Below are 21,661 nucleotides of genomic sequence, written 5' to 3' on the forward strand. Positions count from 1 at the left end.
GCCAAACACAATCGCTCAAAACTCAACGCCAGTACAAGGCCTCATGCAGAGTTTTGCATATTGCCTTTTCGTGCAGACTTTTGCATGTCATACTGATATGCAAAAGTCTGCACGTTAGGAGATCGCCATGGATACCCTTCCCATCACCACGCCGCGTCAAGCTGGCATCTACGTGCGCCAAGCGCGCAAGGCACAGGGGATCACTCGTGCGACCCTCGCTAAAAAAGCCGGTGTTTCGGAGCGCCTGCTCGCATCGCTCGAGCTGGGCGACGCCACGGGCATTCGGCTCGACAAGTTACTGACCGTCTTTAACGCACTCGGCATAAGTCTCTTTGTGCAAAGCGATAACGACCCAATCGCATCACCCTTTAAACATCCGACGACGATAGCGGACCTCCCTATCGCGAACTCGAATGCCCTGCCCAAGCCAAGTGTAGGCAGACGACCCGCCCGACAAGGAACGCCATCTTCCTATGGTGCCTTGCTGGCCCAAATCGCAGCCGAGCAAGGCCTTTCCGGCACTTCAGACCTCTCCTTTGGCTGTAAGGTTGTGAAATAAATGGCAGAGATAGAGCTTGCGACCCTCATTTGTGGCGAAATCGCAGGCACTCTCCGGCAAGACGAGCATGGACTCTGCAGCTTTGTATACGTCCCAACCTATCGCGGGGCACCGCTATCGCTAACAATGCCGCTTTCCAATCGCACGTATGGCCATAACATCGTCCGCCCGTTCCTATTTGGCCTTTTGCCCGACAGTCAAGAGCAGCGTCGCGCTATTGCCGCCGAGCATGACGTTGCATCCAACAACCCCGTCGCCCTCTTGTGCCATATCGGTCTTGACTGCGCGGGGGCCGTTCAGTTTTGTCGAACCGATCAATTAGGCGCCGCCCGCGGCAGGGTCTCGGCATACCGCCCGCTTACCGATTCTCAAATCGCTCACAAGCTCAAAGCAATTCGCGATGACGAAAGAGAGACATGGATGGGCTCCAACGAAAGCTGGTCCCTGGGCGGCAACCAAGGCAAATTTGCACTAGCTTGGCATGATGGCCAATGGTGCGAATGTCTAGGGTCATCCCCCACTACCCATATCTTCAAAAATGGTGTCGTTGGGTTCAAACATCAGGCCTTAAACGAATTCGTCTGCATGAAAACGGCTCGGCGTGTTGGCGTTCCAACTGCCAACGTCTCCTATTGCACATTTGAAGATGAAGCCGCGCTCGTCGTTGAACGGTACGACAGAATGGTCACTAGCAGCGGAAGTATCGAAAGGCTGCATCAGGAGGACTTTTGCCAGGCGCTCGGTGTATTGCCAGGCCAGAAATACACCGCCGACGGAGGACCGACTACACGAGACATCCAAGAACGACTGATTAACACAGTCCCCCACCACATGAATCTTGTGCTTTTTACCTATATGTTGTTCTATAACGCCATTATCGGAGCGCCTGACGCACACGCTAAAAACTACTCGCTCATCCTAGGCAAAGGCACAAACGCGGCACTCGCACCCATGTACGATGTCGCATCGGGCTTGGCGTATGAGCGCATGCGACGTCGGGCACGCCTTGCTATGAGCGTTGGCGGCGAAAATCGTGTGGGGCGCATCGGTCCAGGTGCTATCCGCCGATACCACGGTATGGGCGACCCCGCGCTGGAGACGGCGCTCACCGATGCCGGGCTATCCGAGAAGTTTTGCTTTGCGACCATGATGGACCTCGCCTACGAGGTACCCATTTGCATGGAAGAGGTCATGGACGAATACGCCGACCTGCCCGGCATGGCGGACCTGCGCGAGCATATGCTCGGCCCCGTCCGCGAAAACTGCCAGCGAACCCTCGACCTCATCAGGGCGGATATGGGCTAGACGCCAATCAATTTCCCATTTTTTAAAAGAAGAGAGGGGGCACCCGTCGCAAAAGTTCGGATGCCCCCTCTCGTAATGTCATTTGCAATCCGCCAGCACGTGGCTCGGACTGCCGCTAGCGCAACCTTTACGCAGCGAGGCGCTTGAGGACGTCGATGAGCAGCTCGTAGAAGCGCTCGGCAGAAGCGAGCTCCATGCTCTCGTCCGGGGTGTGGACATCGGAGAGCGTCGGGCCCACGGCGATGGCGTCCAGGCCGTGCAGGGCCTCGGCAAACAGGCCGCACTCAAGGCCGGCGTGAATGGACTCGATGCGCAGCTCGGAGCCAAATAGCTCGCGATAGCTCTCGACAAAGACGTCGCGGACCGGCGAATGCTCGGCATAGCTCCAGCCGGGATACTCGAACTCAAACTTGGCGTCGAAGCCCAGGACATCGGCAAGCGTCTGCAGGCGGTCCTTGAACTCGTTCTGCAGCGAGGTGATCGAGGAGCGCGGGGACAGCATAATCTTGACCTGATCATCGGAAGTGGCGACCACGCCGATGTTGGAGGAAACCTCGACTGAGCCGTCGGTGGCGACGTTGCGGCGAATCACACCATTGGGGGCAAGACGCAGAGCGCGGATGAGGGCAAGCGCGGACTTCTCGTCCATGGCCTCGACCTCGGCGTTGTCGGCGATCTCGACAGTGCAGGTAAAGCCGGGGTCGAAGACCTCGAGCTCGGCGGTAACGTCGGCGATGATGCCACGGGCGATCTCGGCCGCGGCCTCGGCGGCAGCGTGGTCGGCGTAGACCAGAACAGCCTTGCACTCACGATTGATGGCGTTGTCCTTGGTGCCGCCGTTGAAGCTGACGATGGCGGGCTCACCGGCAACCATCAGGCGGTCGATGATGCGGGCCATGATAAGGTTGCCGTTGCCGCGCTCCAGGTTGATATCGCTGCCGGAGTGACCGCCCAGCAGGCCGGAGATGTCGAGCGTGAGGGCGCTACCGGTCTTGTGCTCGCGCGCGATCGGGCAGGTGTAGGTAACGACGACGCCGCCGGCGCAGCTGACGGTGGCAACGCCCTCTTCCTCGGAGTCAAGGTTAATCATGGTGCGGGCGCTAATCTGGGACTTGTCGAGCGTCTCGGCGCCGACCAGGCCAGTCTCCTCGTCGGTGGTGAATACGCACTCGAGGGCCGGATGGACAATCGAATCATCGTTGAGCACGGTAAGCATAAGCGCGACGGCGATACCGTTGTCGGCGCCCAGGGTGGTGCCGTTAGCGGTGAGGACGCCGTCCTTGACGACCAGGTCGATACCGTCGGTCGTAAAGTCGTGCTCAACGGAGCCCAACTTGTCGCACACCATATCGATGTGGCCCTGTAGCATCACGGTCGGGGCATTCTCGGCACCGGCAGATGCGGGCTTGCGAATGATGACGTTGTAGACCTCGTCCTGATACACGTCGAGGCCGCGCTCCTTGGCAAACGCAACCAGGAAATCGCTGATGCCCTTCTCGTTGCCAGACCCACGGGGGATCGCGCTGACCTCCTCAAAGAAATGGAACAGCTGAGCGGGCTCGTAGCCGGTAATCTTGTAGTCCATGGTGCCTCCTTGGCGCAACTGGTTAGACAGTAAGATATGCGACTTGTATATTCCCAGACTTTGCGTGCATAAACCAGTCGAAAACGCCGAGCGCCCTTGCATCATCGGCTAACGGTGAGGAAACGCCACTTTATCAAGGTAAAGCAAGCTAGACGGGCCGTGCAGAGGGAACGTTGGACCCCCCAACCAACCTCAACGCCTGTTGAACATTAATGCATACACCATTGGTATGTTTAATAAGATTCTTGTCCTCCGTCACGACGTAATCGGCATCAATGCGATTGGCGACGCCCAGCATCAGGTCGTCCTCAAAGTCATTGTGGTGGTACTTGAACACAAAGGAGTCGAAGACCTCGTCTGCACCGACCGGGGCGATGAGGGCTAGCTCGCGCATCTGTCGAACGCATGCCCAGGCCGTTTCGTCTGCCGCCGCAATGGCGTTATCGCTCAGTGAGCCAGTCTTTCTTCGGCACTCCTGCTTGATTGCCGCCGAGACAAGATATGAAACGTCTTTGACCGAAAGCGACGAGGCAAACAGGGCAATCCGCTCCGAGGCGTCGGCAATCTCGATCAGATGGACGACATTTGCCGTACGGTCGGACCTGCCAGAAAAATAATCCATCCATACGTTGGTATCGATTAACAGCTTGAGGACGCCTTCTGTGCTCATAGTTCCACCCACTCGGGATAGCGCTCCGCCATGGCCTCCTCATAGAGGTCGTCATAGTCTCCCGAGAACTCAGGGATGGGGATGCCGTATTTGAGGCACGAATCGCGAACGATATGGCTGCCTTGCGCGGCCCTTGACTCCATGCGCCGGGGCTCCACTCCGTCAGAAACCGGAGCCGCCGCGTCTCCCTTCGAGGGCATGCGTCCGTTAACGACCAGATACTCCCAAAGTGTCCGAACGGCTTGTGACGGCGTCATGCCAATATGAGTCAGGACGGCGTCTCCCGCCTCTTTGAGCTGGCGATCTATACGCACGTTCATCTGAACTGGCCGCGTGTCGAGTATTGACGTAGGCATATCAGCTCCTTTGCTATACTATATCTCGATTTTAGTATAGCACGGCAGATTGAAGCGCATTTCAATAGAAATGAGGGCGCTTCCTTATCGGAAACGCCCCCGTTATACAAGGTATGTTCAATCCCTACAGCGCACCAGAGCCGGCTTGCATCATGCCACCGGGGCCCGAGCTCACGCCACTGCTCACGGGCGCGGCGTTGCCGGTGTGCGGTGCCGCCGGGGTGGTATCGCCACCGAGCGTACCTGCCGGACGCGGTGCTGGGATCTCGCCCGTGCCGTGGCTAAAGACAAACTTGCCATCGGCCACGTCGCACAGGACGGTATCGCCCTCGCCCCACTCGCCGGCCAGCAGCTCCTCGGACAGCGGATCCTCGATGAGCTTTTGGATGGCACGACGCAGAGGACGCGCGCCATTGGTGAGGTCGGTACCCTCGGCCACGATCTTGTCATAGGCCGCATCGGTGAGCTTGACGTTCATGCCGTTGGCAATCAAACGCTGACGCAGATCGTCCACCAGCAGGTGCGCAATCTTAGTCAGGTTCTCGCCCGAGAGCTTCTGGAACACCACAATATCGTCGATACGGTTAAGCAGCTCGGGGCGGAACAGGCGCTTGAGCTCGCCCATCGCACGGCCGCGGATCTCACTCGAGGTGAGACCCTGCTCGCCGGTGGTGCCAAAGCCGACGCTCGCATCCTGCGCGATCTCGCGGGCGCCCACGTTGGACGTCATGATGATCACGGTGTTGCGGAAGTCGACCGTCTTGCCCTGACTATCGGTCAGGCGGCCCTCCTCCAGCACCTGCAGCAGGATATTGAAGATGTCGGGGTGCGCCTTCTCGATCTCGTCGAACAGCACGACCGAGTACGGATGACGGCGAACGGCCTTGGTGAGCTGGCCGCCCTCGTCGTGGCCCACATAGCCCGGAGGGCTACCGATGAGCTTAGAGACCTCGAACTCACTGCCAAACTCCGACATATCGAAGCTGATAAGCGCGTCCTTGCTGCCAAAGAGATACTCGGCGAGCGTCTTGGCGAGCTCGGTCTTGCCCGTGCCGGTGGGGCCCAGGAAGATAAAGCTGCCGCCGGGGCGACGCGGGTCCTTAAGCGGCGAGCGGCTGCGGCGCACGGCCTTGGCAACGGCCTCGACAGCCTCGTCCTGGCCGATGATGCGGGTCTTGAGCACGCTTTCGGTCTGCAGCAGGCGACGGCTCTCGCTCTCGGTGAGCGAGGACACCGGCACGCCCGAAGTCACGGACACGATGTCGGCGATCTGACTCACGTCGATGGTGAGCGGGCTGGCGTCGAGCTCGGCGGTCCAGGCAGCCTTGGCCTCGGCGAGTTCAATCTCGGCAGCCTTCTGCTGCTCGGTGATCTCGGCGGCCTTGTTCATGTCGTCGCTCTCGGTAGCCTCCTGTGCGGCAGCCTTGAGTTCCTCGATGCGATGCTCGGCCTCGCGCACCGGCTCGGGTGCGCGATTCGCGGCGATGCGAGCGCGGGCACCGGCCTCGTCAATGAGGTCGATGGCCTTATCGGGCAGGAAGCGATCCTGAATGTAGCGGTTGGAGAGGTTCGCAGCGGCCTCGATGGCACCCTGCGTGTAACGCACGTGGTGGTGCTCCTCGTAGCGCGGCTTGAGCGCAGTCAGGATCTTGACCGTGTCCTCGACGCTCGGCTCCTCGACATCGATGGTCTGGAAGCGACGCTCGAAGGCCGGGTCCTTGGTGAGGTACTTGCGGAATTCCTCGGCCGTGGTAGCGCCGATAATCTGGAAGGCACCACGCGCGAGCACGGGCTTGAGCATGGAGCTTGCATCGATGGATCCCTCGGCAGAACCGGCACCGATGATGGTGTGCATCTCGTCGATAAACAAGATGACGTCGTCGGCTTCGGTCGCCTCCTGGATCACGTTCTTGAGGCGCTCCTCAAACTCACCGCGATACTTGGCACCCGCGACAAGACCCGGCAGATCGAGCGTCCAGATATTCTGGTTCATAAGATTCTCGGGCACATTGCCAGCAGCAATCTGCTGCGCCAGGCCCTCGACGATGGCCGTTTTGCCCACGCCGGGATCGCCCAGGATAAGCGGGTTGTTCTTGGTGCGGCGCGAAAGGATCTCCATCATACGCTGGACTTCCTTTTCGCGGCCGATCACCGGATCGAGTTCGCCGTCGCGCGCCTTCTGCGTAAGGTTGGTCGCGAACTGCTTAAGTGTATCGGTGCCGCTCCCCTTTTGCTGGGAGGCATCCGAGCCGCTAAAGAACGGCAGACCCGTACCGGGACGACCAGCACCGGCGCCAGCGAGCGGGCGCTTCTTATCCTGGTCCTTGGCGGTGAGTTTCTCGATAGCCTTTTTGATGGAGGCGGACGACACACCCAGGCGCATGAGGATGTCCATGGCCATGCCGTTGCCCTCTTCGACGATGCCGATGAGCAAGTGCTCGGTCGAAACGTAGGTCTGGTTGTTCTCGCGTGCCACGCGGAAGGAGCGCTCCATCACGCTGATGACGAGCGGCGTAAAGGCGAGCTTGGCAGCCTCGGTCTCCTCGCTGGGCTCGGGAACCGTGGTCTGGACCTCTTTGAGGGTATCCATGATGTCATCGTAGGAGATATCGAGCGAGCGCAGTGCCTCGGCGGCAATACCCTCGTCCTCCTTAGCGAGCGCGAGCAGCAGGTGCTCGGTGCCCACCTTATTTGAGTGCAGATCGAGCGCCTCTTGCTTGGCCATGGACATGACCTTGCGCGCGCGATCGGTAAAACGGTCTAACATGCTAGTTCCTCTTAGACGAGCTAGTTTTTCAAACGCAAAGCGCCACTCGTGGCGGCGCTTTGGTCTCTTTACCCATATGGAGTATATGTTAACCGTTGGGACCTTTCCTGCCCGTAGCCGCGCGACAACGTCTACAAAAAAGGAATTGCCAGGTGCCTCTGCATCGGCCCAACGAGCGTGGATTTTCGGACACCCATTCCACGAGCGTGGATAATCTCCCGTTTTGAGCCCGTAAACAGGCCAAAAACGGGAGATTATCCACGTTCATGTTTTGCGGATCAGTTTCATTTGCACCAATTAGCTGGTGTGGCGCCAGCGAGAGTCGGTGAGGGTTCTCGCCACGCCCAGGCCAACGGGCAGAAACGCCACAATGAGCACTGCACGCACAAACCAGCCGAGCATATTGACCGTGTCGAAGGTGCACATGTAATACATCGAGCGATACAGATACAAGCCCGGCACCATAATGACAATCGATGGCACCGTGAGGGCGATACGTGGGTAGGTGAGCTTGATTTCGGCTAAGCTCGCGAGCAGGCCCGATACCAGCGCACCGATAAACGCTGCCGCCTCGGGAGGCATACCTAAGCTCAGACCCAGGAAGGGAAACAGCGCCGACGCATCAACAAGGGTCAGACGCAAGGTATTGGACACGGCGCCGATCAGCCCAGCTGCCGCGGCCATCTTTACCGGGCTGTTGAACATCACCGAGAAGCCGAATACGCCAACAAAGCTCATCACCACGCGCAGGAGCGTAAGGGCAAGCGGCGAAAGGCCGAGCGGGGCAAAATCATCCGGTGCCAGCCCCACACACTCGGCAACCATCCAGCCCACAAGGGTCGCCATCACAATAATCGACACGGCATACGAAAGACGCTCAATGCCGCTTCGCATATCGAGCTTAGCGATGTCGAGGCCTGCCGTAATGAGGGGAAAGCCGGGAATCACAAAGAGCATGGCGCCGATATAGCCTTCTTGGTGCGACATTGCCCCCGGTACGACCTGGCCAAGGCCGAGCAATGTCAGCAGATACGAAACGCAAGCGAGCGCAACGCCAATCGTCAGCGCGCTAAACTGGCCAAGACCCTGCTTGAGAATATGAGAGCGAGCAAAGTTGCCAACACCAGCGCCTACGAATGCGCAGGCCATCTCGATAGGGCCGCCGCCGAGCAAAAAGACGAAGGCGCCGCAAGCACAAGCTGCCGCAAGGCCCTGTTGCCAGGGAGAGTAATCGGGTTTTGAACTCTCAACGGTCTTGAGCATCTCGTGGTATTCGTGCACGGTAAACCGGCGCCCATACGTCTCGATTTCCTTTAGGAAGCTCTCCATCATCCAAATGCGATGGGTATTGACTCCCGTTGTGGGCAGGCTGACAACCTCGTTAAAGCAGTGGCCATCTTCGATGCAGGTGCACTCAAACGACAGAAGACTTAAGTCAACGTGGACGGTGACACCGAGTACGGCGGCAACGCGATTCATGGTATCGCGTACACGCCAGGCACCCGTTCCGCTCGCGAGCATAAGCATACCGGTGCGGCAGATGATGGATGACTTATCGGTGAGCGGCGCATCGACGGCAAGCTCATCGCCTGCCGTCACGATCTGGTGCCAGTCAGTTTTCATATGGAGTGCGCCGGCACGAACACCGTGGTGCATGGGGGCTCTCGAAAGCAGCGAGTCAAGGCGCGAAGACTGTGGGGGCTCCGCTGATCCGACCTCGTCCTCGTCGGGCTCTTCATCAACAAGGTCGAAAGTATCGAGCGCCGCCGGCTCGCGACGGTCGATCAATTCCTCGTCCTCATCATCAAAGTAGTTGAACTGATCGAGCATGTCCTCTTCGATTGCACGCTCGCTCGCGTCGTCCATATAGACGCTCCCTTCCTGCCGACTAACTCCCATCCTAGGCAGCGACGGCTAAAGGAAACATAAAAGAGACGACTGTCATGCATGGAAGGCGTAAACCCCCAATGCACCGGTAGACCCCAGGCGGCTAGGACCGTCCCCAAGTGCCGGCACAAGAGGAACGTCCCTAAGTGCCAACCAGGGCAACGCCACAGGTAGAGGACGGACAGCGAAAGCCCGCCAGAGTGAGCAAGGTGCCTTCAAACAAAATGGCGCCGCAGGTTGAGCATAAGTCAGCGAGCGGGCTGCATTTGAGACAAGGTGACGTGAAACGAAAGGGCGCTGACCTTCTGGTCGCGCCCTTGAAGTTGAACGTCAGATTGTCCAAATGCGGCCCGCGCAGCGTCGAGCCGTTACGCGGTTCGTAGAACCGCGTAACTACTTAGTACATCTTTGCGCCGGCAGGGATGGAAGCGTCGAGCTGGATCAGGTTGAGGCGCTCCTCGCCCTCCTCCTCGTGGATGGCGCTGATGAGCATGCCGCAGCTGGGGATACCCATCATCTTGCGCGGAGGCAGGTTGGTGATGGCGAGCAGGGTCTTGCCGACCAGGTCCTCGGGCTCGTAATAATCGTGAATACCGGAGAGGATGGTGCGGTCGGTACCGGTACCGTCATCGAGCGTAAAGTTCAGCAGCTTCTTGGACTTCTTGACGGCCTCGCATGCCTTGACCTTCACAGCGCGGAAATCGCTCTTGGAGAAGGTATCAAAGTCGACGAACTCCTCAAACAGCGGCTCAACGGCGATCTTGGAGTAATCGAGCGTGGGCTTAAGCGACGTAACGAACGGGCTCGCGGCGTTGCCGGCCTCTGCAGCCTTGGCGGCAGCGGCACCGGACTGGAAACCCTTCTCGGGCTTCATGTGCGGGAACAGCAGCACGTCGCGGATGGAAGCCTGGTTGGTGAGCAGCATGACCACGCGGTCGATGCCGATGCCGATGCCGCCCGCGGGAGGCATACCGTACTCGAGGGCGCGCACGTAGTCCTCGTCATACTCCATGGCCTCATCGTCGCCGCCGGCCTTCTCGGCCATCTGGGCAGCAAAGCGCTCGGCCTGGTCGACCGGGTCGTTGAGCTCGGAGAACGCGTTGGCGTACTCGTGGCCGGCAATAACCAGCTCAAAGCGGTGCGTCAGGCGCGGGTCGTCCTCAAAGCGCTTGGCAAGCGGGCTGACCTCGATGGGGTAATCGCACACGAACGTGGGGTTGACGATGGTGTCTTCGCCCAGCTCATCGTAGATCTCGGCGATAATCTTGCCGGCGGTCCACTCGGGCTTAATCTCCAGGCCCTTCTCGCGCGCGGCGGCAGCAAGCTCCTCGACCGGAGTATCGATGGTGACCTGCTTGCCGAGCACGTCGGAGACGATGTCGGTCATGGGACGGCTGGCCCACTCACCAGAAAGGTCGATGGTCTGGCCCTGGTACTCGATGACCTCGGGGTTGCCGATGGCCTTGTTAGCCGCCTTAATGACACCCTGGGCGAGCGCCTTCATGCCCTCGAGGTCGGAGAAGGCACGGTAGGCCTCCATCGTGGTGAACTCGGGGTTGTGGGTAAGGTCCATGCCCTCGTTACGGAAGATGCGGCCGATCTCGAACACGCGCTCAAAACCACCGACAATGCAGCGCTTGAGGTGCAGCTCGGTGGCAATACGCAGGTAGCACTCCTGATCGAGCGCGTTGAAGTGGGTAATGAACGGCTTAGCAGTAGCGCCGCCCTGGATGGTCTGCAGGATGGGGGTCTCGACCTCCATGTAGCCGTCGGACTCCATAAAGCGACGGAAGGTGGAGAGAATCTGCGAACGCTTACGGAAGGTCTCGCGAACGTCGTCGTTGGCGATCAGGTCGACATAGCGCTGGCGATAGCGGGTCTCCTTGTCGGAAAGACCGTGGAACTTCTCGGGCAGCGGACGAACGGCCTTGGCAAGCAGGGTCGCGCTCTTAGGGGCAACGGAAAGCTGGCCGCGCTGGGTGCGCACGACCACGCCGGTCACGCCCAAGATATCGCCCAGGTCGAGGGACTTGAGCGTATTCCAGGCAGCCTCGTCCATGTCGTTGATGCGGCAGAACAGCTGAATCTCGGCAGTCGCATCGCGCACGACGATGAACATGATCTTGCCCTGACCGCGCTTGGCGACCACGCGGCCGGCGATCTTCACGACGTCCTCGGTGTCCTCGCCATCGGCAAGCTCGGCGTACTTAGCCTCGATATCGGCGACGTAGTCCTCAAGCTCAGAGTGCTCGGGATAGGGGTTCTGGCCCGCCTCGAACAGGGCGGCGCGCTTGGCCAGGCGGGTGGCGCGCTCGTCGTTGAGCGTCGATGCCTGATCGGCGGCGTTCTGGTTCTCTGCCATAAGTTAGCTCCTCAAACTAAAACGCTCCCCAGGATTCGGTCCCAGGGAGCGAAAACATACCTTTACGCGGGACCGTGGTCTAGCGTGCGATCTTGGCGATGGTGTAGACGCGAGTCTTGCCGGAAGGCGTAACGACCTCGACGGAATCGCCCTCGCCGTGACCGATGATGGCGTGACCGACCGGAGACTCGTTGGAGATCTTGTGCTCGAGCGAGTTGGTCTCGGTGGTACCGACAAGCGTGACTTCCATGACCTCACCGTTGGGATCAATCAGAGAAACGGTGGAACCGATGGAGACGGTCAGATCGCCCGTGGTGGCAGCAACCTGAGCGTTGGCGAGGATGGCCTGGATCTCGGCAATACGAGCGGCGTTCTGGGCCTGCTTGTCCTTAGCGGCATCGTACTCGGAGTTCTCCGAAAGGTCGCCGAACGCGCGGGCTTCCTTGATGTCCTCGACGATCTCCTTGGCGTAATCACCCTCACGCCAAGCGAGCTCCTCGACGAGCTTCTGGCGGCCCTCAGCGGTCAGTACGATCTGGCTTGCGTCCATACGGATATCTCCCCAACTCTGATCAAACAATCAACTGTCAACAAAACGAAAAAGACCGGCTAGCCTGCGGGCAAGCCGGTCAGGTGCTCACCCCAAAGGGATGGGACTACTCTGCGTCCGCGTCGCTGTCCTCTGCCTGCTTCTTCTTGGCAGCAGCGAGCTTGGCCTCGAGCTCAGCGATCTCCTTGTCCTCCTCGGACTGCTCGACCACGACCTCCTCGGCCTGCTTGGTCTCGGCCTTATCGTCGCCCTCCATACCCTCGCGGATATTCTTGACGGTAGAGCCGAGGGACTTGCCGAGCTTCGGCAAGTTCTTGGGCCCGAAGATAATCAGGACAACGACGAGAATAATGATGAGCTCAGGAGCCCTCAGTCCAAACATGTAGACCTCCACAATACAGCGAGACAAGCTCGAATGAGTATACCGCGGGTATCGCGGTATCACAACAATAGCTAAAAAAAGGGACCGCAAGAAGCAGTCCCTCCTCATGCTCTGGTCGGGTTGACTGGATTTGAACCAGCGACCCCTGCGTCCCGAACGCAGTGCTCTACCAAACTGAGCCACAACCCGTTAGCTCGACTATAGTAACAAAGATTTCCGTCGTGTGCTAGAGAAATTTTTACTTCTTTGGCACTTCGATGCGAACCGTGTTGGGAATGAGCTCCGTCGCGCAGGACCACCAGCCGTTTTGCAGGGCAGCGTCGGCAAGCCTTTCGGCCGTGGCGGCGGTGTCGCAAATGGCAAATGAGCAGGCACCCGATCCGCACACATCTACAGCAACGGTGCCGTCCTGTTTACGCAGCCAATCGAGAACCATTTGAATCTGCGGCTCCATCTGTGCGGAAATGACACCTAGGTTGTTATGGATGAGCGCATATGCCGTCTCGGCATCACCAGCATGCAAGGCAGAAGCTATCGCGCCGGGCTTGTCTGTAGGCACCGGAGCCTCGTCAAAACGTCGATAGGCTTCAATTGTCGAAACGCTTGCCTCGCGCGGCTTGACCAACACGACGGGCGTTGCGGGCAGCGCGGGATACTCAGTTGCCAGCACGTCTCCCCCACCTACGTAGAACGCAAGGCTCGCGTGCAAAAAGAACGGGACGTCAGCACCAATGCCCCGCGCAATGTCGTCGAGCGCGGGGTCGGAGCGATCAATTCCCCAGAGCTCCGCCAAGGCGACAATGACCGCGGCCGCATCCGTCGAGGGACCGCCCAAGCCGGCGCACAATGGAATGCGCTTCTCAATCGTCACGCAGATGTTTGCCTCGCGACCATAATGCTCGGCCATAGCAACCGCAGCCCGATACGCCGTATTCTTTTGCATGGGAAAATCTGATGCCGGAACCGTCTGGACGGTCAGCACCTGCGCCGGCGTGACCGTCACGGTATCGGCAAGACCGACGGCTGCCATCAGGGAGTCGACTCTGTGATAGCCGCGGGCGTCGCGCTCGGTATGAACCCCCAGATAGAGGTTAATCTTTGCCGGCGCGGAAAGAGTCAGGGACCGATCGGTCACCGTTAGTGCTCCTCGAGCTGATTGCCGAGCGGGGTAAAGATATGCTCGCCGCTCTCGGGGTCGAACAGCTCGACCTGACCGGTGAGGACATCGATATACTGGTAGGACTGACGCGACTTGCGGCCTCGGCGCTCGTCAACCTCGACGATAAAGACGGCGGGGTGGACGCTCTTGATGGTGCCCATGCGCTCGACGACGCGGGTGCGGCCCATGTTGGCCTTCACCTTAACGCGATCGCCCACCATATTGGTCAGCTTCTCGTGGATGTCGTCGACGTGATTGACTTCCATCTCTTCCATGAACAGGGCCTCCAGAAGATGCAATTCAAAAAGGGGATAATACCCCTAAGATAGACAAAACTCTAATACTATAGCACCCTGTTGCGACCACGCGCAAGTAGCTAATTTGGCTACTTACAGATTGTCGGTATCGAGGACGATGGTGAATGGGCCGTCGTTGACGAGGTCGACTTTCATATCGGCGCCAAAGATGCCGTGCGCCACGTGTTCGACATCTTGACGAACGAGCGTCAGGAAGTACTCGTAGAGCTCGTTGGCAACATCGGGCGCGCCCGCATCGGTAAACGACGGACGGCGACCGTGGCGGCAATCGGCGAACAGCGTGAACTGCGACACCACGAGCACCTCGCCGTCGACATCGGCAAGTGCCAGGTTGGTCTTGCCGTTCTCGTCCTCGTTAATGCGCAAGCCCCGGAGCTTGCCCCACAGCTTATCGGCCTCGGCGCGCGTGTCGCCGTGGCCCACGCCCAGCAGCACCAGGTAGCCACGTCCAATACGGCCCACGCACTCGCCGTCGACCGTCACGCCGGCGTTGAGCACGCGCTGCACCACCGCGCGCACGGCCTACTCCTCGCCCGTCAGTTTGGCGGATAGGTGCTCGAGCGCATGGAATCGATGGCTGATGGCGTTCTTCTCGTCCGCCGTCAGCTCGGCCATGGTCTTGCCCGGCGTGTCGACCGGCAGGAACAGCGGGTCGTAGCCAAAGCCGTGATCGCCGCGGCCCTCGTGTGCGATAGTGCCCTCGCAGGCGCCCTCACCATAGGTGACCAAACCGTCCGTGTCGATGAGCGCAACGACGCTCCTAAAGCGCGCGGTGCGATCCTCGTCGGCCACGCCCTCCAGATTCACGAGAAGCTTGGCGTTGTTGGCGGCATCGTCTCCGTGCACGCCCGCATAGCGCGCGCTATACACGCCAGGCTCGCCGTCCAGGGCATCAACGACCAGGCCAGAATCGTCGGCAATGGCCATAAGGCCCGTCTCCTCGACCGCAGCCTGCGCCTTGATGATGGCGTTCTCCAAAAACGTCGTGCCGTTTTCCTCGGGGTCCTCAAAATCGCCCAGCTGGCCGAGCGCCACAAAGCGAACCTCGGGCATGACCTTGCCTAAAATGGCCTCGATCTCGGTGAGCTTATGGGCGTTGCCCGTTGCCACGACAATGGTCGCCGCCGGGTCGAGGGTGTCGATGTCGATCTTCTCAAGTGCCATGAGTGGTCTCCTTGTCTCTATAGCAATGCCGCGCCGAGGGCGACGAGGGCCTCCGCCTCTCCCCTCTCAATCAACGGCAGTCTTATACTTCGACGTTTTCCCAGATAAAACCTGCCAAAATAAACCTGTCCCTTTTTGGCAGGTTAGGCGATGGCTTGGCGCTGAAGCTCGATGAGCTCGGCGATGCCTTTGTCGCCCAAGTCGAGCAGGGCGTTGAGGCGCTTACGGTCAAAGGGCGCCTGCTCGCCAGTGCCCTGGAGCTCGATCATCTCACCGGTGTCGGTGGCAACGAGGTTCATGTCGACTTCGGCATGGCTGTCCTCGGAATAATCGAGGTCAAGCAGCGTATTGCCGTCGACAACGCCCATGGAGATTGCAGCCACCTGGCCGGTAAGCGGGATGCGCTCGATCTTGCCCGCCTCGACCCACATGGCGAGGGCGTCGTGCAGCGCCACCCAGGCGCCGGTGATGCTCGCTGTACGCGTGCCGCCATCGGCCTGAATCACATCGCAGTCGACGGTGACGGTGTACTCGCCGAGCGCCTTCATGTTGACGACGGTACGCAGGCTGCGGCCAATGAGGCGCTCGATCTCCATGGAGCGGCCCTTGCGGTTGGCGTGTTCGCGCTTGCAGCGCTTGCCGGTCGACGTCGGCAGCATGGCGTATTCCGCGGTCACCCAGCCGGCCTTAGCTCCCTTTCGCCAGCCCGGCACGCCCTCCTCGATAGTGGCGGCGCACAGCACGCGCGTGTCGCCGAACTCGGCCAGGCACGAACCGTGGGCGTGCTTCATGACGCCACGGGTGAGCTTAACGGGACGCAACTCGTTGGCGGCGCGGCCGTTGGCGCGGTTGACCTGCATGTACTCCATAGAAAGATCCTTTCGGCAAAAAATGTGGCGAAGGCTTTGGCGGCGGCCTTGCATCTATTTCAGCTCATCGATATCGATATGCTCAATGCTCTTGAGCGGCTGACCAAAGATAAAGCTGCCCGCCACCGCAAACTCGGCAATGTTATCGGCCGTCGTGGCAAAACGATGCTGCGGCTCGGCGGCGTCGCCCGCCAGCTGCTCGCGGCGCGTGAGGATATCGGTCAGCTCGCGCGTGGTCTCCTCGGCGGAACTCACGACGCGCACCCCAGGCCCCAGCGCATGACGGATAGGTCCCACCAACAGCGGAAAATGCGTACAGCCGAGCACCACGGTATCGATACCGTGGTCGCGCAGCGGCTCAACCGTGGCACCCACCAGCGCACGCACGGCAGGCGTATCGAAGATGTCCTCGTTCTCAAGCCACTGTTCCTGCAGATGTGCACCCGAGGCGAGCTCGTGTTCGACAACCTCGACAAAGCTCGAGGCAGGACAACCGTATACATCGACGCCGGCATCCAGATCCTGGATGGCGCGCGTGTAGGCGCCCGATCGAATGGTGAGGTTGGTGGCGAGCACGCCCACCCGGCGCGTGCGAGTGCTGTTGATTGCCGCGCGTGCGCCCGGTGCGATCACACCGATGACGGGAACGTCGAGCACCTGCTGGGCCAGACGCAAGGCCGCAGCGGTCGCCGTGTTGCAGGCGATGACCATAATCTTGACGTCGTGCTTCGACAGCCAACGGCCCGCCTGCAACGCAAACGAGCGCACCTCATCCTCGGTGCGCGTGCCGTAGGGGCAGCGTTTTGTGTCGCCGAAGTAGTAGACGGACTCGTGCGGCAGCGCCGTCGCGATGGCGCGCGCAACCGTCAGACCACCAAGACCCGAGTCGAATACGCCAATAGGGCGCGTGTCCCCGGCCAGATTCTTGATATCGGACATTACCTCACCAGATTCTCTCTCGAAAAGACATATCCAAGTGCGGCGACGCCGCGCTACGAACGCGCCGTGACCAGCAGCTCTGCCGTCGCCGCCCAACCGTCGACAATTTTGCCGCGCGTAACGAAAGCGTTCTCGCAAGCAGCCAGGAACTCGGGCGCGCCGGCGCTCGTCAGGCCATTCTCGACCAGGCAGAACGTGCCCACGTGATCGGCCATGTAGAAGTCGGACTCGGAATCGCCGAGCGCGAGCGTCTCCTCGCGCTCGATCCCCAGGTGCTCGCAGAAGCGCGCAATGGCGACGCCTTTGTTGAGGCCCGCGGGGTTGATGTTGAATGCACGACCGTCCTCGACGCGATCGAGCTCGAGCGTCGTCGGCTTGGACAGATGCGTCAGGTGACCGTTACAGGCCCACACCAGGCCACAGCCGGCCTCGTCGAGGATGGCCTGCGCCTCGTCATCGGGGATGTCGCCGCGCATGCCGACGGTAACCTCGCGGTACTTGTAGCCGGTCGACATGTCGTTGTGATACTCGATCTTGTGCGGCCAGCGGGCGAGGATCTTCTCGCACACGCCAGTCTGCTCGATCACCTGGTGCGGCGTGAGACCGCAAGATGGGTCGTAGGGCATATCGCCGGTCAGATACTCCCAATCGTTGGCCTTGAGATCGTACATGACCAGGCCACCCATCTCACCAATGTAGGAGTTGAGGCCGAGCACGCGCGCATCCTCGTGGATCATGGTGCGGTTGCGGCCCGAGGTGGGAACCACTTGGATGCCGGCGCGAGCAAGTGCCACGACAGCCTCGACGAGCTTGGTCGAGGGGTTGCCGTCGTTGTCGCGCAGCACGCACGAGCCGGGTGCGAGCATCGTAGCATCCAGGTCGGTAAAGACGTACTTGACCTTGGCCAAGCGCTCGCGCATCTCGCCCGAAAGCTCGGCAACGGTCGGCAGGGTGTTGTGGGACATGGTTACTCCATTACGTAGAAGGGGCTTCTGGTCTTAGGCGGCGCGCCTCACTCGAGGAAAAACGCGCTTGCAACGGCAGCGCGCTCAGGACGCCGCCCTCATCGCAGTTCATTAGTCAAACTGGGTAACATCGATTAGGCGATTGGCCAGCGAAAGGTCGCTCTCGATGGGCACGAACTTGTCGCCCACGTGCATGAGCTCCTCGTCACCCTTTGCCAGCAGCAAGACAATGGTGGGAGCATCGGCGTTGACGTACTCCTCGCGCGCCGCCTTGAATGCCGCGTGCACAGCAGCCTCGCGATCGAGAATGATCTTGTTCGGCGTATCGTCGGGAACATGTTCGGCAAGCTCGCGGCAGACCTTCATCGGGTCCTCGTGAGCCGGATCCTCGTTGGTAAAGATCATCAGGTCGGAATATGGTGCGGCCTCGCGCGGAAGCTGCTCGCGGCGCTCCTGCGCCTTGCCGCCGGCAGCGCCAAACACTGCAATGACTGGACTAGTGGGAAACGCGCGCTTAACCGACGAGAAAAGCGATCGGAACGAAAGCTGGTTGTGCGCATAGTCAACGACGCAGATCACGCGGCCGTCCTTCGACTCCACGACCTCCATACGGCCCGGCACACGCAGTTTGGAGAGGCCCTTCTTGATAGCCTCGATACCGATGCCGATCTCGTGCGCAGCGGCGATAGCGACCAACGCGTTTTCCACGTTAAAGTCGCCCGCGATGCCCAGCAGGACCTTCTCCCCCGCCTCGGACTCGTCAGCACACAGGCCATGCAGGTTAAACTCGATGCTAAAGCCGAGCACGCGGACATCGCTTGCCCACAGGCTTGCCTCGGGATGCTCGACGCCAACGGTCACCAAGCGCTCGGCCGTCGACGCTGCCTCCAGCACACGGTCAACCTCTTCGGTGCCCAGATTCACCACGGCGGTCTTTGCCTGGTCAAAGATCCTGAGTTTGCTCTCAAAATAATCCTCAAACGTGGGGTGTTCGATCGGCGAGATGTGGTCGCGGCCGATGTTGAGGAAGCACGCCACGTCAAACGGCAGATTCTCGACGCGTTGGTACTTGAGCGCCTGGCTCGAGACCTCCATGACCATGGACTGGCGACCGGACGTGCGGCAGTTGGCGATATGGCGCCAGACCTCGGGGGCCTCGGGCGTGGTGTTGGTGCTCTCGTAGCACTCGATACCATCGTCGGTACTCACCGAGCCGATGATGCCGCAGGACTCGCCCGCCGCCTTGATAATCGACTGGAGCATAAAAGCGGCAGTGGTCTTTCCCTTGGTACCGGTGATGCCCACGATCTTGACGTCGTGGTCGGGACGGTCGTAGACCTCCGGCGGCAACAGGGCCATGGCCGTGCGAACGCTATCAACAACCAGCATCGCAGCACCGCTCTCCTGCGCCAGCGGTTCCAGAGACTCGACCAGCGACTCTTCGCACACAAATGCGACGGCGCCCGCATCGAGCGCCATGCTCAAAAACGCGGGCTTAAAGGCAGCGCCTTTGCAAAAGAACACGTCACCTGCCGAGACCGCGCGCGAATCAAACGAGCAGCCGGTCACGGCACGCTCGTCAACCTGCTCTGATGCGCGCAGCTCGCCGAACACATCGAGAAGCTTGGCAAGCGTATCGACCGTGGTCACGGTCGCGGAATCCGAATGGTGCATCTTTCACCTTTCTCAGCCATTTGGCAGGGACGGTTTTTATAGTAACTGAAACGCACCCACGCAAAAACGGCTCCCGGAGGAGCCGTTACGCGCAGGCGTTCGTAAGCCGAGGCTAGGCAGCCTGAACAGCGGGCTGGTCCTCGTCGATAAAGAAGCGCTTGTACCACACCAGGAACACGAGCGGCGTATAGATCTTGCGCTGGAAATCGCCCTTGCCCGCAAAGTGCAAATCGAGCAGGTGCATGAGCTCGTCGGTATCGAAGAACTCGCTTGCCCACGGCGCGGTGAAGTACTCCTTGACATAGTCGTACCACTTTTGCTCGCGCAGCCAGTAGACAATCGGCACCGGGAAGCCCACCTTGGGACGGGTGGCCCACTCATCGGGCAGCGACTTGTTGGCAGCGTGGCGGAGTACCTGTTTGTTGCCGTTCTCGTTGATGCGGTAGCGGTCGGGAATGTGCTCGGCGAACTCCATGACTTTGCGGTCCAGGAAGGGCACGCGCAGCTCCAGCGAATGTGCCATGCACATCTTGTCGGCCTTGAGCAGAATGTCGCCCGGGAGCCACATGTTCATGTCCAGGTACTGCTTCTTGACCAGCTCGGGCTGGCCCTTCACGCGTGCGTAGATGGGTGCAGCGAGCTCAAAGGCGCCGTCGCCGGTGTTGTACTCGGGCTTGAGCACGCCGTCGACCTCGCGCTCCGGCCATACCAGAGCCTGTCCCAGGAACGACTTCTCGGGGATCTCGGCACCCTTGACCAGGAAGTTATGTCCCTTGAAGTACGGCATATGCAGCGCCAGGTTACCGAGCGCGCGACGGATGGGCAGCGGCACCATCTTTTTGTACTTGCGGACCGGAACCGTGTCCTCGTAGTAGGCGTAGCCGCCAAAGAGCTCGTCGGCGCCTTCGCCCGAAAGCACGACGGTGACGTCCTTGCGGGCCATCTCGGCCAAGAACCACAGCGGCACGGAAGACAGGTTGGACTGCGGCTCGTCCATGTGATACTGGATGTCCTCGAGCGCACCGAAGAACTCGTCGGCGGTAATCATCTTGCGGACATTCTCGACGCCGAGCTTGTCAGAAAGTTCCTTGGCGTAGTTAGTCTCGTTGAAATTCTTGTAATCGAAGCCCACCGAGAAGGTCTTGTCGGGCATGAGGCAAGCGGCGATGTAGCTGGAGTCGACGCCGCCGGAGAGGAACGACGCGACCTTGACGTCGGCGATGCGATGGGCCTCGACGCTCTCGTGCACGACCTCATCCAGCTCGTCGACGTACTCCTCGAACGGCTTCTCGACGGCAGAGTAATCGCAATCCCAGTAGCGCTCGATGTTCATCTTGCCGGTCGGGATGTCTACGGTAAAGTAATGCGCCGGCGGCAGCTTGTAGACACCCTCGAAGAAGGTCTCCTCGGTTGCCGAATACTGCAGCGTCATGTACGGACGCAGGGCCTTTTTGTTGACCGCCTTGTGGAAGTGCGGGTAGTCCAGGAAGCTCTTGATCTCGGAACCAAAGAGCACGCCCGGAGCGCCGTCGCCCGCATCGGCCATGGGATAGTAGTAGAGCGGCTTGATGCCAAAGATATCGCGGGCGCCAAAAAGCTTGTTCTTCTTCTTGTCCCAGATGACGAAGGCGTACATACCGCGCAAGCGATCGAGTACTGCCTCGCCCCACTCCTCGTAGCCGTGCAGGAGGCTCTCGGTGTCGGCGCCGCAGTGGAACTTGTAGCCCTTGGCCTCGAGCTCGGAACGGAGTTCTTGGAAGTTGTAGATCTCGCCGTTGAAGACAATGACGACGCTACCGTCCTCGTTGGCCATGGGTTGGGCGCCAGCCTCGGTCAGGTCGAGGATCGACAGACGGCGGAAGCCGAGGGCAACGCGGCCGTCGATAAACTGACCGCCCATGTCGGGACCGCGATGGACGATGCGGTCCATCATCTTGGTGAGTACCTCGGATTGGTTATCCGTCCCACCGACAAAACCGACAAAACCGCACATATACTATCCCCTCTGCTGTTGCTGGGCATCAAATCGAATCAGTAGCTTTTGAGTATACCCGAGGGCGTAAAGAGGGGCGGAATGTTCAGGCAATCTCAACTGAATCAGCTCCGCTGTGACACGCGACGGTTACCTTTAATGGATATGAGATGAATGAG

19 protein-coding genes and 1 tRNA gene are annotated in these 21,661 nt (G+C 60.0%); 2 read left to right on the top strand and 18 right to left on the bottom strand.

All coding sequences use genetic code 11. The annotated features are described in order from the left end of the window. Window positions 1-127 precede the first annotated feature (127 nt). Window positions 128-559: a helix-turn-helix domain-containing protein gene (locus tag DW180_RS01265; protein ID WP_118237020.1), complete on the top strand. Its 432-nt coding sequence runs from the start codon at window positions 128-130 to the stop codon at window positions 557-559. Continuing rightward, on the top strand, window positions 560-1,864 hold the full coding sequence (locus DW180_RS01270; RefSeq protein ID WP_118237022.1) for a type II toxin-antitoxin system HipA family toxin: 1,305 nt from the start codon (window positions 560-562) through the stop codon (window positions 1,862-1,864). It begins immediately after the preceding gene. Window positions 1,865-1,991: 127 nt separating this feature from the next. On the opposite strand, the gene DW180_RS01275 is transcribed toward DW180_RS01270, so the two are convergent. The 18 genes from DW180_RS01275 to asnB form a co-directional block, all read right to left on the bottom strand. Then, a complete protein-coding gene (locus DW180_RS01275) occupies window positions 1,992-3,449 on the bottom strand; it encodes an aminoacyl-histidine dipeptidase (RefSeq protein WP_117799679.1) in 1,458 nt (485 codons plus the stop codon). Between the two features lie 148 nt (window positions 3,450-3,597). Then, window positions 3,598-4,119 (bottom strand): PIN domain-containing protein, encoded by a 522-nt coding sequence (locus DW180_RS01280; protein ID WP_117635965.1) that lies wholly within the window; start codon window positions 4,117-4,119, stop codon window positions 3,598-3,600. Then, entirely contained in the window at window positions 4,116-4,475 is a 360-nt protein-coding gene (locus tag DW180_RS01285; RefSeq protein ID WP_099432102.1) for a type II toxin-antitoxin system RelB/DinJ family antitoxin, read from the bottom strand. The genes DW180_RS01280 and DW180_RS01285 overlap by 4 nt, the downstream gene beginning before the upstream one ends. 124 nt (window positions 4,476-4,599) lie before the next feature. Further along, complete coding sequence (locus DW180_RS01290) at window positions 4,600-7,242, bottom strand: ATP-dependent Clp protease ATP-binding subunit (RefSeq protein ID WP_117790139.1); 2,643 nt, start codon at window positions 7,240-7,242, stop codon at window positions 4,600-4,602. 297 nt (window positions 7,243-7,539) lie between these two features. Beyond that, a complete protein-coding gene (locus DW180_RS01295) occupies window positions 7,540-9,108 on the bottom strand; it encodes a threonine/serine exporter ThrE family protein (protein ID WP_233539767.1) in 1,569 nt (522 codons plus the stop codon). A gap of 418 nt (window positions 9,109-9,526) precedes the next feature. Continuing rightward, complete coding sequence (gene lysS, locus DW180_RS01300) at window positions 9,527-11,491, bottom strand: lysine--tRNA ligase (protein ID WP_118237026.1); 1,965 nt, start codon at window positions 11,489-11,491, stop codon at window positions 9,527-9,529. Between the two features lie 79 nt (window positions 11,492-11,570). Next, a complete protein-coding gene (gene greA / locus DW180_RS01305; RefSeq protein ID WP_006234960.1) occupies window positions 11,571-12,041 on the bottom strand; it encodes a transcription elongation factor GreA in 471 nt (156 codons plus the stop codon). Window positions 12,042-12,147: 106 nt separating this feature from the next. Next, window positions 12,148-12,423: a twin-arginine translocase TatA/TatE family subunit gene (gene tatA, locus DW180_RS01310; protein ID WP_022094895.1), complete on the bottom strand. Its 276-nt coding sequence runs from the start codon at window positions 12,421-12,423 to the stop codon at window positions 12,148-12,150. Window positions 12,424-12,535: 112 nt separating this feature from the next. Continuing rightward, a tRNA-Pro gene (locus DW180_RS01315) sits at window positions 12,536-12,612 on the bottom strand. A gap of 49 nt (window positions 12,613-12,661) precedes the next feature. Beyond that, window positions 12,662-13,558 carry a 4-(cytidine 5'-diphospho)-2-C-methyl-D-erythritol kinase gene (gene ispE / locus DW180_RS01320; RefSeq protein WP_118237030.1) on the bottom strand — a complete coding sequence of 299 codons (897 nt, stop codon included), beginning with the start codon at window positions 13,556-13,558 and terminating at the stop codon, window positions 12,662-12,664. 2 nt (window positions 13,559-13,560) lie between these two features. Continuing rightward, the gene (locus DW180_RS01325; protein ID WP_118237032.1) at window positions 13,561-13,857 is read right to left on the bottom strand and encodes a Veg family protein; all 297 of its coding nucleotides are present in this window, start codon (window positions 13,855-13,857) and stop codon (window positions 13,561-13,563) included. A 114-nt stretch (window positions 13,858-13,971) separates the two neighbouring features. After that, complete coding sequence (gene dtd, locus DW180_RS01330) at window positions 13,972-14,418, bottom strand: D-aminoacyl-tRNA deacylase (RefSeq protein ID WP_055286755.1); 447 nt, start codon at window positions 14,416-14,418, stop codon at window positions 13,972-13,974. Between the two features lie 3 nt (window positions 14,419-14,421). Further along, on the bottom strand, window positions 14,422-15,063 hold the full coding sequence (gene rdgB, locus DW180_RS01335; RefSeq protein WP_118237034.1) for an RdgB/HAM1 family non-canonical purine NTP pyrophosphatase: 642 nt from the start codon (window positions 15,061-15,063) through the stop codon (window positions 14,422-14,424). 143 nt (window positions 15,064-15,206) lie between these two features. Beyond that, complete coding sequence (gene rph / locus DW180_RS01340) at window positions 15,207-15,932, bottom strand: ribonuclease PH (RefSeq protein WP_117563804.1); 726 nt, start codon at window positions 15,930-15,932, stop codon at window positions 15,207-15,209. A gap of 54 nt (window positions 15,933-15,986) precedes the next feature. Next, a complete protein-coding gene (gene murI, locus DW180_RS01345) occupies window positions 15,987-16,871 on the bottom strand; it encodes a glutamate racemase (protein ID WP_117583118.1) in 885 nt (294 codons plus the stop codon). A 53-nt stretch (window positions 16,872-16,924) separates the two neighbouring features. Further along, complete coding sequence (locus DW180_RS01350; RefSeq protein ID WP_117736905.1) at window positions 16,925-17,836, bottom strand: HAD family hydrolase; 912 nt, start codon at window positions 17,834-17,836, stop codon at window positions 16,925-16,927. 111 nt (window positions 17,837-17,947) lie between these two features. After that, window positions 17,948-19,510: a Mur ligase family protein gene (locus DW180_RS01355; RefSeq protein WP_118237036.1), complete on the bottom strand. Its 1,563-nt coding sequence runs from the start codon at window positions 19,508-19,510 to the stop codon at window positions 17,948-17,950. Window positions 19,511-19,622: 112 nt separating this feature from the next. Continuing rightward, a complete protein-coding gene (gene asnB / locus DW180_RS01360) occupies window positions 19,623-21,503 on the bottom strand; it encodes an asparagine synthase (glutamine-hydrolyzing) (protein ID WP_117563808.1) in 1,881 nt (626 codons plus the stop codon). Between the last annotated feature and the right edge of the window lie 158 nt (window positions 21,504-21,661).

The sequence above is a fragment of the Collinsella sp. AM16-21 genome (assembly GCF_003471905.1).
Classification (GTDB): Bacteria; Actinomycetota; Coriobacteriia; order Coriobacteriales; family Coriobacteriaceae; genus Collinsella.

Bases quoted from the DNA above. Each gene is read 5' to 3' on its own strand.
- DW180_RS01265 (WP_118237020.1), top strand. From the start codon at position 128: ATGGATACCCTTCCCATCACCACGCCGCGTCAAGCTGGCATCTACGTG.
- DW180_RS01270 (WP_118237022.1), top strand. From the start codon at position 560: ATGGCAGAGATAGAGCTTGCGACCCTCATTTGTGGCGAAATCGCAGGC.
- DW180_RS01275 (WP_117799679.1), bottom strand. From the start codon at position 3,449: ATGGACTACAAGATTACCGGCTACGAGCCCGCTCAGCTGTTCCATTTC.
- DW180_RS01280 (WP_117635965.1), bottom strand. From the start codon at position 4,119: ATGAGCACAGAAGGCGTCCTCAAGCTGTTAATCGATACCAACGTATGG.
- DW180_RS01285 (WP_099432102.1), bottom strand. From the start codon at position 4,475: ATGCCTACGTCAATACTCGACACGCGGCCAGTTCAGATGAACGTGCGT.
- DW180_RS01290 (WP_117790139.1), bottom strand. From the start codon at position 7,242: ATGTTAGACCGTTTTACCGATCGCGCGCGCAAGGTCATGTCCATGGCC.
- DW180_RS01295 (WP_233539767.1), bottom strand. From the start codon at position 9,108: ATGGACGACGCGAGCGAGCGTGCAATCGAAGAGGACATGCTCGATCAG.
- lysS (WP_118237026.1), bottom strand. From the start codon at position 11,491: ATGGCAGAGAACCAGAACGCCGCCGATCAGGCATCGACGCTCAACGAC.
- greA (WP_006234960.1), bottom strand. From the start codon at position 12,041: ATGGACGCAAGCCAGATCGTACTGACCGCTGAGGGCCGCCAGAAGCTC.
- tatA (WP_022094895.1), bottom strand. From the start codon at position 12,423: ATGTTTGGACTGAGGGCTCCTGAGCTCATCATTATTCTCGTCGTTGTC.
- DW180_RS01325 (WP_118237032.1), bottom strand. From the start codon at position 13,857: ATGGAAGAGATGGAAGTCAATCACGTCGACGACATCCACGAGAAGCTG.
- rdgB (WP_118237034.1), bottom strand. From the start codon at position 15,063: ATGGCACTTGAGAAGATCGACATCGACACCCTCGACCCGGCGGCGACC.
- rph (WP_117563804.1), bottom strand. From the start codon at position 15,932: ATGGAGTACATGCAGGTCAACCGCGCCAACGGCCGCGCCGCCAACGAG.
- murI (WP_117583118.1), bottom strand. From the start codon at position 16,871: ATGTCCGATATCAAGAATCTGGCCGGGGACACGCGCCCTATTGGCGTA.
- DW180_RS01350 (WP_117736905.1), bottom strand. From the start codon at position 17,836: ATGTCCCACAACACCCTGCCGACCGTTGCCGAGCTTTCGGGCGAGATG.
- DW180_RS01355 (WP_118237036.1), bottom strand. From the start codon at position 19,510: ATGCACCATTCGGATTCCGCGACCGTGACCACGGTCGATACGCTTGCC.
- asnB (WP_117563808.1), bottom strand. From the start codon at position 21,503: ATGTGCGGTTTTGTCGGTTTTGTCGGTGGGACGGATAACCAATCCGAG.